The sequence below is a fragment of the Streptomyces thermovulgaris genome (assembly GCF_002155915.1).
Lineage (GTDB): Bacteria > Actinomycetota > Actinomycetes > Streptomycetales > Streptomycetaceae > Streptomyces > Streptomyces thermovulgaris.
In genome coordinates, this window is sequence record NZ_MUME01000016.1 from 1 (window position 1) to 15,403 (window position 15,403).

The 15,403-nt window shown below is 71.5% G+C and carries 13 protein-coding genes, 2 tRNA genes and 2 pseudogenes; 11 read left to right on the forward strand and 6 right to left on the reverse strand.

The annotated features are described in order from the left end of the window. The 3 genes and pseudogenes from CCN35_RS29115 to CCN35_RS01840 form a co-directional block, all read left to right on the forward strand. Positions 1-247 (forward strand): annotated as a pseudogene (locus CCN35_RS29115) (chorismate-binding protein); the annotation flags it as partial. A 22-nt stretch (positions 248-269) separates the two neighbouring features. Continuing rightward, positions 270-1,091 (forward strand): aminotransferase class IV, encoded by an 822-nt coding sequence (locus CCN35_RS01835; protein ID WP_067399328.1) that lies wholly within the window; start codon positions 270-272, stop codon positions 1,089-1,091. A 57-nt stretch (positions 1,092-1,148) separates the two neighbouring features. Continuing rightward, positions 1,149-1,976: a GNAT family N-acetyltransferase gene (locus CCN35_RS01840; RefSeq protein WP_067399331.1), complete on the forward strand. Its 828-nt coding sequence runs from the start codon at positions 1,149-1,151 to the stop codon at positions 1,974-1,976. A 59-nt stretch (positions 1,977-2,035) separates the two neighbouring features. Here CCN35_RS01840 and CCN35_RS01845 read toward each other — a convergent pair whose 3' ends face one another. Further along, complete coding sequence (locus CCN35_RS01845) at positions 2,036-2,557, reverse strand: DsbA family protein (RefSeq protein WP_067399334.1); 522 nt, start codon at positions 2,555-2,557, stop codon at positions 2,036-2,038. A 164-nt stretch (positions 2,558-2,721) separates the two neighbouring features. Between CCN35_RS01845 and CCN35_RS01850 the strand changes: the two genes are divergently transcribed. Beyond that, positions 2,722-3,156, forward strand: a complete 435-nt coding sequence (locus CCN35_RS01850; protein ID WP_067399337.1) for a hypothetical protein — start codon at positions 2,722-2,724, stop codon at positions 3,154-3,156. A gap of 100 nt (positions 3,157-3,256) precedes the next feature. Beyond that, entirely contained in the window at positions 3,257-3,460 is a 204-nt protein-coding gene (locus CCN35_RS01855) for a hypothetical protein (RefSeq protein ID WP_067399340.1), read from the forward strand. A 99-nt stretch (positions 3,461-3,559) separates the two neighbouring features. Here CCN35_RS01855 and CCN35_RS01860 read toward each other — a convergent pair whose 3' ends face one another. Beyond that, positions 3,560-4,123, reverse strand: a complete 564-nt coding sequence (locus CCN35_RS01860) for a CGNR zinc finger domain-containing protein (RefSeq protein WP_067399343.1) — start codon at positions 4,121-4,123, stop codon at positions 3,560-3,562. A gap of 234 nt (positions 4,124-4,357) precedes the next feature. Beyond that, positions 4,358-4,771 (reverse strand): SsgA family sporulation/cell division regulator, encoded by a 414-nt coding sequence (locus CCN35_RS01865; protein WP_004002642.1) that lies wholly within the window; start codon positions 4,769-4,771, stop codon positions 4,358-4,360. Positions 4,772-4,962: 191 nt separating this feature from the next. On the opposite strand from CCN35_RS01865, the gene CCN35_RS01870 reads away from it, so the two are divergent. The 3 genes from CCN35_RS01870 (at position 4,963) to CCN35_RS01880 (ending at position 6,529) form a co-directional block, all read left to right on the forward strand. Beyond that, entirely contained in the window at positions 4,963-5,427 is a 465-nt protein-coding gene (locus tag CCN35_RS01870; protein WP_067399346.1) for a TIGR02611 family protein, read from the forward strand. 93 nt (positions 5,428-5,520) lie between these two features. Next, positions 5,521-5,592, forward strand: a tRNA-Val gene (locus CCN35_RS01875). A gap of 865 nt (positions 5,593-6,457) precedes the next feature. Then, positions 6,458-6,529 (forward strand) — tRNA-Val (locus CCN35_RS01880). Positions 6,530-6,604: 75 nt separating this feature from the next. On the opposite strand, the gene CCN35_RS01885 is transcribed toward CCN35_RS01880, so the two are convergent. Then, positions 6,605-7,330, reverse strand: a complete 726-nt coding sequence (locus tag CCN35_RS01885; RefSeq protein WP_067399068.1) for a 3'-5' exonuclease — start codon at positions 7,328-7,330, stop codon at positions 6,605-6,607. A 167-nt stretch (positions 7,331-7,497) separates the two neighbouring features. Here CCN35_RS01885 and CCN35_RS01890 point away from each other — a divergent pair. The 3 genes and pseudogenes from CCN35_RS01890 to CCN35_RS01900 all read left to right on the forward strand — a co-directional run. Further along, a pseudogene (locus CCN35_RS01890) lies at positions 7,498-7,953 on the forward strand (DUF4365 domain-containing protein); the annotation flags it as partial. 434 nt (positions 7,954-8,387) lie between these two features. After that, entirely contained in the window at positions 8,388-10,364 is a 1,977-nt protein-coding gene (gene thrS / locus CCN35_RS01895; RefSeq protein ID WP_067399071.1) for a threonine--tRNA ligase, read from the forward strand. 88 nt (positions 10,365-10,452) lie between these two features. Continuing rightward, complete coding sequence (locus CCN35_RS01900; RefSeq protein ID WP_067399074.1) at positions 10,453-10,995, forward strand: HIT family protein; 543 nt, start codon at positions 10,453-10,455, stop codon at positions 10,993-10,995. A gap of 68 nt (positions 10,996-11,063) precedes the next feature. On the opposite strand, the gene CCN35_RS01905 is transcribed toward CCN35_RS01900, so the two are convergent. Together CCN35_RS01905 and CCN35_RS01910 are read right to left on the reverse strand one after the other, a co-directional pair. Beyond that, on the reverse strand, positions 11,064-12,719 hold the full coding sequence (locus CCN35_RS01905; protein WP_067399077.1) for a hypothetical protein: 1,656 nt from the start codon (positions 12,717-12,719) through the stop codon (positions 11,064-11,066). Between the two features lie 193 nt (positions 12,720-12,912). Further along, the gene (locus CCN35_RS01910; protein ID WP_067399082.1) at positions 12,913-15,111 is read right to left on the reverse strand and encodes an elongation factor G-like protein EF-G2; all 2,199 of its coding nucleotides are present in this window, start codon (positions 15,109-15,111) and stop codon (positions 12,913-12,915) included. Positions 15,112-15,403: the final 292 nt, after the last annotated feature.

The following is a 15,403-nucleotide window of genomic DNA, read 5'->3' on the forward strand; positions in this document are numbered from 1 at the left end:
CGGCGCCGGCGCCGGCATCACCTGGGACTCCGACCCCGAGGGTGAGTGGCGGGAGACCGAGCTGAAGGCGGCCCGGCTGCTCGCGGTAGCGTCGGGCAGGTACGACAGGTACGACAGGTACGCGGAGACGGGCACGTCCGAGGACGGCGAGGAGGGACGGCGACGGCACCGCGCCCGTTCGGCGGGCACGGCGCCCGGCGGCGACGCCGCCGAGGACCGGACCCCGGCCGGCAGGACGCACCCGTGACGGACGTGTGAGGTAGGGACGAGTGAAGATCTGGGTCGACGGCGGGCTGCGGGACGTCGAGTCCGCGCGTGTCTCCGTGCTCGACCACGGGCTGACCGTGGGCGACGGCATCTTCGAGACGGTGAAGGCGACCGACGGAAAACCGTTCGCGCTCACCCGCCATCTGGACCGGCTCACCCGGTCCGCCCGCGGCCTCGGCCTGCCCGACCCCGACCACGACGAGATCCGCCGTGCCTGCGCCGCCGTCCTCGAGGCCAACCCGATGCCGCTGGGCCGGCTGCGCATCACCTACACCGGCGGGCACGGCCCCCTCGGCTCCGACCGCGGCGACCAGGGGCCGACCCTGGTGGTCGCCCTCGGCGAGACCGCCCGCCGTCCCGACTCCACCGCCGTCATCACGGTCCCCTGGACCCGCAACGAGCGCGGTGCGCTCGCCGGCCTGAAGACCACCTCGTACGCCGAGAACGTCGTCGCCCTCGCGCGCGCCCATCAGCACGGCGCCAGCGAGGCCCTGTTCGGCAACACCGCCGGCCGGCTCTGCGAGGGCACCGGCTCCAACGTCTTCGTCGTCCTCGACGGCGAGATCCACACCCCGCCGCTCGCCTCCGGCTGCCTCGCCGGCATCACCCGCGCGCTCGTGATCGAGTGGACGGGCGCCAAGGAGACCGATCTGCCGCTGGACGTGCTGCGGCAGGCCGACGAGATCTTCCTCACCTCCACCCTGCGCGACGTCCAGGCCGTCCACCGCGTCGACGACCGCGAACTGCCGGGAGCACCGGGCCCGGTGACGGCCAAGGCCATGCGCGTCTTCGACGAGCGGTCCGGGGACGACCTGGATCCGTGAGAAGGCGGCGCCCAGGGGGCTGACCCCCGGCGCCGCAGGGGGTAGAACACCCCTGAGATGACCACGACCCTGCGGCCGTCCGAGCCGCTTCAGCAGCACGCCGACGGAACCCGCTCACGCCGCTACCGGGTGTGCGTGAACGGCCGGCCCGTCGGCGCCGTCCATCTGTCCACGCACCCCGTCCTCGGGCCGGCCGTCGCCCGCATCCTCGACCTGAGCGTCGACGGTCCGGACCGCGGCCGGGGCCGCGGCACGGTGGCCGCACTCGCCGCCGAGGAGGTGGTGCGCGGCTGGGGCTGCAAGCAGATCGAGGCCGTCGTGCCCGCCGAGGCCGCGGCCGCGCTCCGGCTCATCACGGCACTCGGCTACGTCGAGCGCAGCCGCGGCATGGAGAAACAGCTCGGCACCACCGCCCCCGGACTGCCCGCCGGCAGCCGGGGCAGGCCCATGACCGAGGCCGAGTACGAGGCGTGGATCGCCCGCAGCAGGACGGCTTACGTCCAAAGCCGGATCGACCGCGGCGTCCCCGCCGACCGGGCGCGGGCCCTGGCGGAGAAGGACTACGCCCGGCTGCTGCCGCAGGGACCCGCGACCCCGGACATGCTGCTCAGCGTGCTGGAGCACGAGGGCACCCCGGTCGGCACGCTGTGGGTGGCGACCGCCGCGGACCGGGGGGCCTACGTCTACGACGTCGAGGTCGACGAGCGCTTCCGCGGCCGGGGCCACGGCCGCTCCCTGATGCTGCTGGCCGAGGCCCAGGCGATGGCCGCGGGCCGGCACGTCCTGGGCCTGAACGTCTTCGCGGGCAACACCCCGGCCGAACGGCTGTACGAGTCGCTGGGGTACCGGCCGGTGCTCCACGGCTTCTACAAGGAACTGATCTGATCCGGTTCCCCGAGGGGCGGCCCTGAGCCGGTTCCCCGAGGAGCCGCCCCGGCCCGGTTCTACGAGGAACCGCCCTGCAGCAGCCGGTCCACGATCTCCTCGATGCGCTCGCGCAGCCCCTCCTGGCTCCTGCCGCCGTCCAGGCGCTCGCCGCCGATCACGTAGGTGGGCGTGCCGGTGACCCCGATCGCCCTGCCCTCGGCCTGGTCGGCGTCGACGATCAGGATGTGCCGGCCGTCGATCAGCGCCGTGTCGAATTCATCGGCGTCCAGGCCCAGCTCACGGGCCACCTCGACCAGGACGGGCTCACCCCTGCGGTCCAGCTCCTCGACCCGGGCGAGCACCGCCTCCGCATAGGGCCACAGCCGGCCCTGGGCGGCGGCCTCCTCGGCGGCCTGCGCGGCGGCGAAGGAGTGCTTGTGCTTCTCCAGCGGGAAGTGCCTCAGCCGCACCTCCAGCCGGTCGCCGTACCGGGCGCGCAGGGCGCGCAGGTCCTCCAGCGCGGTACGGCAGTCGGGACACTGCAGCTCGCACCAGACGTCGAGAACAGGGGTGTCGGAGGCGGGGGAGGAGTCGCTCATGCCCCCCAGTCTCCCAGGCCCGGGCACCCGCGAAGGAGGCGACCCGGAGATCTCCCCGATCTTTGCCCCGGGCGTGGTTTCCGCAGGCCGGGCGGTGCAGGATGGAAGGGACGAACCACCCCGACCGGTGAGCCCGATGCGGCGAGCCCCGACTGGAGGACCGGATGATTGCCGAGACCGTCTGCTCCGCCGTCTCCGCGGCGGGCCTGGGCATCGCCGCGATCACGGCCTACCGCAAGCGTTTTCTCGCCGCGGCCCGTATCGCCGCCTACTCCCTCATCCCCGTCGGGCTGGTGATGACCGGGATCGTCGGCTGGCTGGCCGGCACCGCCTTCAGCCCGACCGCCTGGGCGGGCTTCGGTCTGCTCGGCGGCGCCTGGGTGCTCTTCATGACGACCCGGGCGATCGAGCGCCGCCGCGGCGGCGCGCGGCGGGAGCGCGGGGCGGACCGGGACGCGGTGGCCCCGGCGGCATCGGCCCCGTCGCTGGACCCGGCCACCCGCCGGTCCGGCTCTCCCGCCTCCCGCCCGGCGGCGGGAGCCGGGGACGAGGACGACTTCAGCGAGATCGAGGCCATTCTCCGGAAGCACGGCATATGACGTTCGTTCCGCCGTGACGCTCGTACCCCGGCCGTGAACGATCAAGGTCCGTGCCGAAGCGAAACGAAGATCACGAAATCCGGGAAGTCCCGCACATTACGTGCGTGCCGATCGCGTCCCGGGCGCCGGCTGGGCCATCATCGCCACCGCAATGGTGGACACGACACAGAGCGGGCCCGCGCCGCCGCAGGAGGAGCGGCGCGGCTGCCTCTTCGCCTTATCCCAGCCACCGCTGATGATCTTTCTGGCGGTGATCGGATGCCTGCTGCTCATGGCTTCGCTGCACGACCTGCTGCTGCTGTGAGCCGTACTCGTGGTCCTCGGCGTCACCCGCCGAGGACCACGCCGGCACCACCGGCGTTCCGCGGCCCGCCCGTGACCGGTGCCGCCGCCGGCCGGGTGCTCAGCTCGCCGTCGCCTCCCTGCGGCGCGCCCGGTAGGCGGCCACATGCAGACGGTTGCCGCAGGTGCGGCTGTCGCAGTACCGCCGCGAGCGGTTGCGGGAGAGGTCGACGAAGGCGCGCCGGCAGTCGGGTGCCTGGCAGCGCCGCAGCCGTTCCCGTTCCCCGGCCACCACGAAGAACGCGAGCGCCATGCCGCCGTCGGCGGCCAGATGGTCGGCCACGGAGGCGCCGGGCGCGAAGTAGTGGATGTGCCAGTCGTATCCGTCGTGGTCCGTCAGCCGGGGCGTGGTGCCGGCCGCGGCGACCAGCTCGTTGATCATGCCTGCGGCGGTTCGGCAGTCCGGTGCCGCGAAGATCTCGGCGAACCGGCCCCTGACGCCGCGCACCGCCGAGAGATCGGCCTCCGACAACACCCCGACATCGCTTATTTTGTGGCTTCGCACGAATTCCTCGAGTGCCGCGACGTCCGCCAGCCCGTCCGGCGCCGCGTCGTCCTCCGGTGCGGTGTTCACCAGATCCACCACGGTGTCCAGCGCGCACCGGGTGTCGTGGGTGATCAGCACGTTTCGCTCCCTGGCCTGGGGATCGGGCGCACGCCCGCCGATGCAGGCCGATGGTAGTGGCTCGGCGCGCGCCCGAGCAGCCGATCGCGCCGTCATGCCGGGCGGGCACATCGGCACCAGCCCCCCTGCCAGGGGGACCGGTGCCGATGTGTCCGGTATGAGGTTGTCCTGGCCCGAGCCGTCTCCCCGAGTGGACGGCAGCGGGCTGTCTTCAGGGCCTCGAGAGGCCTGTCGCTAACTTTCCGCGAGGATGTGCGAGAGCTCCTGATCCAGGTCGAAGTGCCGGTGTTCCGTGCCGGGCGGCACGGCCGCGTCCGTCCGCTTCAGGAAGGACTCCAGGGCCCGCGCCGGGGCCTCGAGCAGAGCCTCGCCTTCCGGGGAGCTCAGGGCGATGCACACGACGCCCTGACCATGGCTGCGTGACGGCCAGACTCGGACGTCTCCGGTGCCGGTGGGACGATGGAGCCCCTCGGCGAGGAGGTCGCGGGCGAACACCCACTCGACGGTCTCCTCGGCTCCGGTGTGGAAGGTGGCGTGCACGGCGTAGGGGTCGGCCGTGTCGTACCGCAGGCCTGCGGGGACAGGCAGGGAGGACTCGCTCGATACAACGAGGCGCAGGTGCAGCTCGCAGCTGACCGTGGTGTTCATAAGCGCCAGGGCCTTTCGCTCAGTGTGCGCTCGGGGATTCGCACGTCGGCGAAATCGACATGCCACCTACGGTGCCGTTGTAAACCCCTCTGAGAGTTTTGCCGGGCTTTACGTAACTCTTCCGGCCGAGAACCTCTTGGTGCGGTACGTCCATTCCGGTGACTGGTTTCTCTCCGGTAGTGTTCAACCGTATGAATACGGGCAGTGACGGACCGGGTGAGACGGCTGTGGCAGCGGAGCCGACGAGGACGGAGACCGAGAGCGACCGGGAGCGGGACCGGCGTGGACTCGGATCACGGGCCCCCGCGTTTATCCGGTCACGCCGCGTGCTGCACCTGAGCTGGCAGGTCGGGATCTTCGTCGTCGGCCTCGCGGTCGTGGCCGCCGGGGTCGTCATGCTCGCGTTCCCCGGACCGGGCTGGGCCGTGATCTTCGCCGGCATGGCGATCTGGGCGACCGAGTTCGTGTGGGCCCAGATCGTGCTGCGCTGGACCAAGCGCAAGGTCACCGCGATGGCCCAGCGGGCCCTCGACCCCAGGGTGCGCCGCCGCAACATCGCCCTGACCGTGATCGGCCTGGTGATCACCGGGGTGCTGTGCGGGGTGTACCTCTGGAAGTTCGGCCTGACGGCGCCCTGGGACATCGAGTACCGGTGACCGGGGCCGGCTCGCGGCGGCCGGGTGTCGCCCCCGGCCGTCGTCCGTGGTCCCGAGCACGTCCTGACATGCGGTAATGTTCTCCGTGTGCCCGGGCGATTAGCTCAGCGGGAGAGCGCTTCGTTCACACCGAAGAGGTCACTGGTTCGAACCCAGTATCGCCCACCCGGAAGCGGCGGCCCGCCTGCACTCGTGCAGGCGGGCCGCCGTTGTTCGCACTGCTTCCCGCCGGCCGCGGGCCGGTGAGCCGTCGCACGCCCGGCCGCGCACCCGGTGAGGAATCCCCGCCCGGTCCTGCCGACGCGCCCCGGCCCTTTCCCGCCCGGTGTCCGCCGGCGGGCCCGCATCGGATCACGGCGACGGGGGCCGCCGCCCGGAGGGGCCGGCCGCGGATGCCGGCAGGAACGCGGAAAGCCGAGCGGTTCCGGGGCGGGAAGACCGGCCGGGCCGTCGCGCTCTTCGCGAAGAAGTGCCCGGGGGAGGGGAGCGGGCGGACTTTCGGACCCGCCGGTCTTTCCGGGAGAAGTTCCGGACGTCGCCGTCCGGCGGAAATCCCGGGTGTTTTCCAAAAAACCGTCATATTGCCCTGCGGGGACGGCAGAAGAGGCGCCAGGGGCGGCGGGCGAGGAGTCCCGCTCGCCCGGCGTCATGAACGGGACCGCGGACCGGGCCATGGAGCCGACGCGGGCGGTCCACGGCCGGGCGGCTTCCGCGCCGGTAGCACCGGGACCGCCGGGGCCGGTGAGAGCAGTGGGACCGGTGGGACTGGTGAGACTGGTGGGATCAGTGGGTCTGGTGGGGTCAGTGAGGCGGATGAGGCCGACGAGAGGCGGAGCGGTCGCGGGGGAGGAGCAGGCGGTCACGGGCCCGGCGCACGCCCCCAAGGACGCCCCGGAGCGCCCGGAGTGCCAGGGGGCCGGTCCTCGCCCAGCGGCGCGTGCCGGGCGGCGGGAACCGGCCGTCTTCCTCGAACCTCCTCGAAGCGGTTTGGAGGAAACCCGTGGGGACCTGTATTGTTCAGTGCGTTCCCGGGCGATTAGCTCAGCGGGAGAGCGCTTCGTTCACACCGAAGAGGTCACTGGTTCGAACCCAGTATCGCCCACACGACAGAAGACCGGTCCGCCACGGCGGACCGGTCTTCTCGCATGGATGCGCGGATACTGCGCGGGCACGCCGTCTACGCCGCCGCCGGGAGCGCCGGGCGCAGCGGCCACGACGGATCCACCGTCTCCTCCACCCCGCTGCGCGCGAACCACGCCTGCAGCCCCCGGGCCTGCGCGGCATGCCACCCGGCCTGCAGGGTGTGCAGCTCGGCGGGGGTCAGGCGCTCCAGATGGGCCGAGAAGCGGCGGCCCAGGGCCCGGACGACCTTCAGCGCGGCCAGCGCGTCCGCCGCCGGGTCGTGCGCCTCGGTCAGTTCGACCCCGTAGTGCGCGCACAGGTCGGTGAGCGTCCGCCGGCCCTTGCGATGGCGGTCCAGCTGCTTGTCCAGGACCCGCGGATCGAGCACGTACAGCGACGAGGACCCGAGCCAGCGTTGCAGCGACGAGGCCCGGTGACGGCGCAACTCCCGGTCGAGCAGCGTCAGGTCGAACGGCGCGTTCATCACCACCAGCGGACGGCCCCGTGCGGCGTGCTCCGCCAGCTGCTCGGCTATCTCGTACATCACCGGCGCCGGCCAGCGCCCGCGGTGCTGCAGGAACTCCTCCGTCAGCCCGTGCACCGCCGTTGCCGCCTCCGGCACCGGCACACCTGGATTCACCAGCCAACGGGTCACCCGCGGCCGAAGACCCGGGGCGTCCTGGACGACGACGGCGGCCGACACGATGCGGTCGGTCTCGACGTCGACACCCGTGGTCTCCGTGTCGAACGCGGCCAGAGGCCCCTCGTACCAGCGCGCCATACGCCCACAACTCCTCGCTCGCCCATGGCGGATGTGCACCGTCTTCCGCCTGCTCGGTGATACCCGGGCCGTTTGCGCCGTACGCCGGAAGGACACAACAGGAATACGGGTCCTTGCAGTTCACCGGCCCGCAACGGGGATTCGCCACACGTGGAAGGCTGTTGGTCATGGCGACGGCGCAGCCCGAACGAGGCGGGCTGCCGCCCGGGCGCACCGACGCCCCGCGGGGCGCACTCGCCACCACCGCCTGCATGGAGACGCTGCAGGTGGGCTATCTGCACGCGGTCGCCGCCGCGGCCGGCTGCTCGCTGTCCCAGCCCTTTCCCGACGACGGCATCGACTGGCACGTCAGCCACCGCTCCCCCGGGCACACCGTCGACGACGAGGTGACCATCAAGGTGCAGCTGAAGTGCACCCACCAGCTGCCGCCCCGCCCGCCGGGCCGGTACTTCTCCTTCACGCTCGACAACGCCCACCTGGTCAAGCTCGCCCGCACCCCGGTCTCGGTGCACAAGATCCTCGTCGTCATGATCGTGCCCAGGTCGCCGGACCAGTGGCTGCACGCCGCCCACGACCGGCTCGCCCTCAGACACTGCTGCTACTGGGTCAACCTCGCCGGCCACGCCCATCTGGCCGGACTGCCCGTGCGGGTGCTCGGACGGCTGGAGAACCGGGGCGGCTCGTACCGGCTCACGGGCGTCTTCGGCGTCGTACCCGCGCGGGCGGAGGACGCAGAGGACGCGAAAAACGCGGAGAACATGGAGAACGCGGAGAACGCGGAGAACGCGGGGGACGAGGAGCGGGACCGGCGGGCGGGACCGCCGCAGGAGCAGCAGGAGCGGCAGGAGGAGGAACGGCCGGGCCGGGAGGGCCGAAAGGGCCGGCAGGGCCAGGGGGACGCGGACCTCTCCGAAGAGGCGTGCGGCGGGGACGAGTGCGACTGACCGCGGACGCAGAGTTATCGTTTCGCGGTCGGCCGCCCCGGGTCGGTACGATCCTCTATGGCATGCGCCATGAGCAGTGAGGCGCGCTTCCCACCTTCAGGCAGGAGAGACCGGTGTCAGACGTCCGTGTGATCATCCAACGCGATTCCGAACGGGAAGAGCGCACGGTGACGACGGGCACGACGGCGGCCGATCTCTTCGCCGGCGAGCGCTCGATCATCGCCGCGCGTGTGAACGGCGAACTGAAGGACCTCAGCCACGAGCTCAAGGACGGCGAGACCGTCGAGGGCGTCGAGATCTCCTCCGAGGACGGGCTCAACATCCTGCGCCACTCCACCGCGCACGTCATGGCCCAGGCCGTGCAGGAGCTCTTCCCCGAGGCCAAGCTGGGCATCGGCCCGCCCATCAAGGACGGCTTCTACTACGACTTCGACGTGGACAGGCCGTTCACGCCCGAGGACCTCAAGGCCATCGAGAAGCGCATGCAGGCCATCCAGAAGCAGGGCCAGCGCTTCTCCCGCCGTGTCGTCACCGAGGAGGCCGCCCGCGAGGAACTGGCCGACGAGCCGTACAAGCTGGAGCTGATCGGCCTCAAGGGCTCGGCCTCCAGCGAGGACGGGGCGGACGTCGAGGTCGGCGCCGGTGAGCTGACCATCTACGACAACCTGGACGCCAAGACCGGCGAGCTGCGCTGGAAGGACCTCTGCCGCGGTCCCCACCTGCCCTCGACCCGGCTGATCCCGGCGTTCAAGCTGATGCGCAACGCCTCGGCGTACTGGCGCGGGAACGAGAAGAACAAGCAGCTGCAGCGCATCTACGGCACCGCCTGGCCGTCCAAGGACGAGCTCAAGGCGTACCTGGACTTCCTCGCCGAGGCCGAGAAGCGCGACCACCGCAAGCTGGGCAACGAGCTCGACCTGTTCTCCATCCCCGAGCAGATCGGCTCCGGCCTCGCCGTCTTCCACCCCAAGGGCGGCATCATCCGCCGTGTGATGGAGGACTACTCGCGCCGCCGCCACGAGGAGGAGGGCTACGAGTTCGTCTACACCCCGCACGCGACCAAGGGGAAGCTCTTCGAGGTCTCGGGCCACCTGGACTGGTACGCCGACGGCATGTACCCGCCCATGCAGCTCGACGAGGGCGTGGACTACTACCTCAAGCCCATGAACTGCCCGATGCACAACCTGATCTTCGGTGCGCGCGGCCGTTCGTACCGCGAACTGCCGCTGCGGCTCTTCGAGTTCGGGACTGTGTATCGCTACGAGAAGTCGGGCGTCGTGCACGGCCTGACCCGTGCCCGCGGCTTCACCCAGGACGACGCGCACATCTACTGCACGCGCGAGCAGATGGCCGACGAGCTCGACAAGACGCTCACCTTCGTGCTGGACCTGCTGCGGGACTACGGCCTGACCGACTTCTACCTGGAGCTGTCCACCAAGGACCCGGAGAAGTACGTCGGGACCGACGAGGCCTGGGAGGAGGCCACCGAGACCCTGCGCCAGGTCGCCGAGAAGCAGAACCTGCCGCTGGTCCCGGACCCGGGCGGCGCGGCCTTCTACGGCCCGAAGATCTCGGTCCAGGCGCGCGACGCGATCGGCCGCACCTGGCAGATGTCGACGGTCCAGCTGGACTTCAACCTGCCGGAGCGCTTCGACCTGGAGTACACGGCCGCGGACGGCTCCAAGCAGCGCCCGGTCATGATCCACCGCGCTCTGTTCGGCTCCATCGAGCGGTTCTTCGCCGTGCTGCTGGAGCACTACGCGGGTGCGTTCCCGGCGTGGCTGGCCCCCGTGCAGGCGGTCGGCATCCCGGTGGGGGAGGCGCATGTGGAGTACCTGGAGAAGTTCGCGGCCGAGGCGAGGAAGAGGGGCCTGCGGATGGAGGTCGACTCCTCCTCGGACCGGATGCAGAAGAAGATCCGCAACGCCCAGAAGCAGAAGGTGCCGTACATGGTGATCGTCGGCGACGACGACATGAACGCCGGCACGGTGTCGTTCCGCTACCGGGACGGATCGCAGAAGAACGGCATCTCCCGTGACGAAGCGCTCGCCGAGATCGTTGACGTGGTGGAGCGCCGCGTGCAGGTGTAGGTGCCCCGCCGGCGCGGGGAAGCAGGCCCCCGGGAGAGATCCCGGGGGCCTTTCCCCTTCCCCCAGGGTGTCGCCCTATGCTGCATGCATGACGAGTGAGCCGGAACAGCAGCTGGGAGTGGGAACGCCCGACGCGTTCCAGCGTCTGTGGACGCCGCATCGCATGGCCTACATCCAGGGCGAGAACAAACCGAGCGGCCCCGGGGCCGACGGCTGTCCCTTCTGCTCGATCCCGGCCAAGTCCGACGAGGACGGACTGATCGTCCAGCGCGGCGAGCACGTGTACGCGGTGCTCAACCTGTACCCGTACAACGGCGGCCACCTCATGGTCGTCCCCTACCGCCATGTCGCCGACTACACCGACCTGACGGACCAGGAGACCGTGGAGCTCGCGGAACTCACCAAGCAGGCCATGAAGGCACTGCGCAGCGCCTCCGGGGCCCACGGCTTCAACCTGGGCATGAACCAGGGCTCGGTCGCGGGCGCCGGCATCGCCGCCCATCTGCACCAGCACGTCGTCCCCCGCTGGGGCGGCGACACCAACTTCCTGCCCGTGATCGGTCACACGAAGGTCCTGCCGCAGCTTCTGGCCGACACCCGCAAGATGCTCGCGGAGGCGTGGCCCGCCTAGCCCGCACAGCCGTACGGACCGTGGAAAGGCGCGCCGCCCGCGGCCCGCACGGGCCGGGGCGGCGCGCCTCACGCGTCGTAGACGTCGGCCTTCTTCGGCGAGACCTCCTGCACCCCTCCGCTGAGGGCCGCCGCGCGGGAGCCGAACTTCTCGACGTCCACGCCGTTCTCCCTGAGAACCTTGAGCGCGGCCGCATGCACCACCCGCAGCACCGGAGTGGCGGCACGCAGGGCGTCGTCGGCCATGAAGCGGTGCCGCCAGGGCTGGTCGGCCCAGACGTGCCGCAGACCGAAGGGCTCGGGCAGGGTGAGGCCGCCGCCGAGCCAGTTCAGCAGGGGCGGGTACCAGGTCAGGGGGGCGCGGGCGGCGAGCCGCACCACCTCGTCGGTGTCGACCAGGGGCAGCTTCACCTTGCGGGTCTCCCAGAACCGGAGCGCCTTTTGGACCTCCTTCTCCTTGGCCGCCGGTTTCTCGTTGAACAAGGGGTGGACCGGTCCCAGGGCGTGGCCGGTGACCTCGATGCGCAGGGTCTCGTGCAGCACCGTCACGGTGACCAGCATGGTGATCACCAAGTGGCCGTCCCAGAGCGTCCACTGCACGCCGAGGTAGTGCCGGTCACCGCTGCCGAACTGCTGCTTGTTGCAGATCTCCTGCACGGCGTGCGGCTTGACGATGTAGGCGTCGACATCCGTGCCGCTCGGCCGGGAGACCGACGTCGCGTTCTCCCCGACCGGGGTGACGATCCAGTGCTTGATGGACGGCTTGGGGAAACCGCCGGTGTTGATGGGCGTGCGCTCCAGCATCGCCAGGCCGCCCTGGATCGCGGTGATGACGTCCCAGCTGCGGAAGGGGTGGAACTCCTTGCCCGGCTCGGCGGAGACCAGCTCCTCGGCCAGCTGCCAGCTGCCCCAGCGCGTACCCATGCCGAGAATGCCCTTGGGGCCGGCGTAGAAGACGGAGTTGGACTGCTGCTCGGCGCTGAGACGGGTGAGCTCCTTGCGTATCTGCTCGGCCGCGTCACCGGGGCTGCCCGGTACGGCCTCGGGGATCTTCGCCCCCACCCCGCCGCCGGAGAGCAGGGCCGCCCAGCGCTCCCGCAGTTCGCGTGCCGAGCGCTCGCAGATCCGCTTGGCCCAGAACCAGCCGACGACCGGCATGACGATCGCCCCGCGCGCGTACCACACCCAGAAGCCGGTGAGGGGCAGTCCGATCAGCAGGAGCACGGCGAGGACGCCCACGCCGAACAGCAGGGCGGTGGCGAGGGCACCGGCCCGCTTGTCCTCCCGTTTGCCGACGTGGGAGCGCAGGGTGAACACCAGCAGCCACATCAGGAAGCCGGGGAGGAAGAGCAGTCCGCACAGCACCGTCACCGCCGTGAGCCGCAGGTCGCGCTCCCGGCGCAGATGCTGGGCCGCCAGGCAGTGCTCGACCACGACCTGGGGTTCGACGCCGAAGGACTGGATGACCGGTGCGCGTCCGGCGCCCAGCATGCGGTCGATCACCGCGCGGGAGAAGGCCTCGCCGAGCCGGGGCCGGAAGATCTTCGCCCAGGGGCGCGGCGGTTTGACCGTCGACTTGTACCGGTCGTTGTTGGCCTCGAGGATCTTGGTGACCTCGTCGTCCCGGTAGGCCGCCGAGGCCAGGGCGCAGGTCGCCGCCGTCTGCCCCGCCGCTCCCGCCAGGGGCACCTGTGCCCCTGGACCGAAATCGGATGCCTCCGTCACTGACGCCCCCCTTTGCCGCCGTACCTGCCTTGCGGCATTCCCGACTTCCCGGCCCCGCACACCTGTTGATCAGGTCATCAGGGTAGCGGCCGTCACGGGCACGGGCAGGCGGACGGCCGAAGCCGTCCGCCTGTTCGGAACGAGGTGTTCCGAGGCCCGGGTTGTGCGCCCGGCGCGGTCAAAGGCGCGTCAACTACGAGGCCTCATGCTCCTGTTGCCGGACCCGTTCGGCCACCTGCGGCGGCATCGGCTCGTGCCGTACGTACCGGCGGTCGAAGCGGGCCGTGCCGTGCGACAGGGAGCGCAGATCGATCGCGTACCGGTCGATCTCCATCTCGGGCACCTCGGCCCGGACGAGGGTCCGGCCGTTGCCCAGCTGCTCGGTGCCCAGCAGCCGGCCGCGCCGGCCGGACAGGTCGCTCATGACGGGGCCCACGTAGTCGTCGCCGACCAGCACGGTCACCTCGGCGACCGGCTCCAGCAGATGGATCCTGGCGTCGGCCGCGGCCTCCCGCAGCGCCAGCGCACCGGCCGTCTGGAACGCGGCGTCGGAGGAGTCCACCGAGTGGGCCTTGCCGTCGAGGAGCGTGACCCGGACGTCGGTCAGCGGGTGACCGGCGGCGACCCCCTTGGCGGCCTGGGCCCGCACGCCCTTCTCCACCGACGGGATGTACTGCCGCGGCACCGCCCCGCCGACCACCTTGTCGACGAACTCGATGCCCGAGCCGCCCGGCAGCGGCTCCACCTCGATCTCGCAGATGGCGTACTGTCCGTGCCCGCCGGACTGCTTGACGTGCCGGCCGCGCCCGGTGGACCGCTGGGCGAACGTCTCCCGCAGGGCGACCCGGTGCGGCACGACGTCGACCTGGACGCCGTACCGGCTGCGCAGCCGCTCCAGGGCGACGTCGGCGTGCGCCTCGCCCAGGCACCACAGCACGACCTGGTGGGTGTCCTGGTTCTGCTCCAGGCGCATCGTCGGGTCCTCCGCGGCCAGCCGGGCCAGACCCTGGGAGAGCTTGTCCTCGTCCGCCTTGCTGTGCGCCCGGATGGCCACCGGCAGCAGCGGCTCGGGCATCTGCCAGGGCTCCATCAGCAGCGGGTCGTCCTTGGCGGAGAGCGTGTCGCCGGTCTCCGCGCGGTTCAGCTTCGCCACGCACGCCAGGTCGCCGGCGACGGCGTGCGGCACCGGACGCTGCTGCTTGCCGAACGGCATGGTCAGGGCGCCGACCCGTTCGTCGACGTCGTGGTCCTCGTGCCCGCGGTCGGTCAGCCCGTGCCCGGAGACGTGCACCGTCTGGTCGGGGCGCAGGGTGCCGGAGAAGACACGGACCAGGGAGACCCGGCCGATGTAGGGGTCGGAGGAGGTCTTGACGACCTCGGCGACCAGCGGCCCGTCGGGGTCGCACGGCTTCAGCGCGCGGGGCTTGCCGTCGATGGTGGTGACGGCGGGCATCTCGCGCTCCAGCGGAGTGGGGAAGCCGCCGGTGATCAGCTCCAGCAGCTCCACGGTGCCGATGCCCTGCCGGGCGCCGTCGACCGCGGGGGCGGCGGCCAGGACGGGGAAGAACGTCCCGCGCGCCACGGCCCGTTCCAGATCCCCGACGAGCGTCTTGACGTCGATCTGCTCACCGCCGAGGTAGCGGTCCATGAGGAGCTCGTCCTCGCTCTCGGAGATGATCCCCTCGATGAGCCGGTTGCGGGCCTCCGCCAGCCACGGCAGCTGCTCCTCGCCGGGCTCGGACTCCTTGCGCTCCCCGGTGGAGTAGTCGAACAGTCTCTGCGTCAGCAGCCCGGCCAGCCCGGTCACGGGGGCGTGCCCGTCGGAGCCCCGCGGCCCGTACAGCGGCAGATACAGCGGCAGGACCGCGTCGGGGTCGTCCGCGCCGAACGCCTCCGCGCACACCCGCGTCATCTCCTCGAAGTCGGCGCGGGCGGCCTCCAGGTGGGTGACCACGATGGCGCGCGGCATGCCGACGGCCGCGCACTCCTCCCACACCATGCGGGTCGAGCCGTTCACGCCGTCGGCGGCGGAGACGACGAAAAGGGCCGCGTCCGCGGCGCGCAGACCGGCCCTGAGCTCCCCGACGAAGTCGGCGTAGCCGGGGGCGTCCAGAAGATTGATCTTGATGCCGTTCCACTCGACGGGCACCAGGGAGAGCTGCACCGAACGCTGCTGCCGGTGCTCGATCTCGTCGTAGTCCGAGAGGCTGCCGCCGTCCTCCACGCGGCCCGCCCGGTTCACCGCTCCCGCCGTCAGGGCGAGAGCCTCCACCAGAGTCGTCTTGCCCGATCCGGAGGGGCCGACCAGCACCACGTTCCGTATGGAAGCGGGGTGGTCGGCCGCCACTGCCCTGCCGGCGGCTCCGGCGTGTGCTTGCGCCTTGTCGCCCATGATCCTGCCCTCCCGTGCACGGTGAGGTCGCTGGGGACGCGGACACGCGGCACCGCGTCACTGGCGGCTTCTGCGACGCCCGCGGTTCTTCGAGCTTTCCACTCCCGTCACGCGGCGTCCATACGAGGGACCCGATCCCGCCGTCCGCCGGCCCGCGCGCCGTGCCCGTCGCCGCGGGCGGGGGGCTTTGTCCGGACCGGACCGGATTCCTGTGCCCGGGCCGGACCGGGGCGTGTACGGGGCGGAACAGGGCGGCACCCGGGGCCCGCGAGCCCGGCACGGCCAAGGGAGA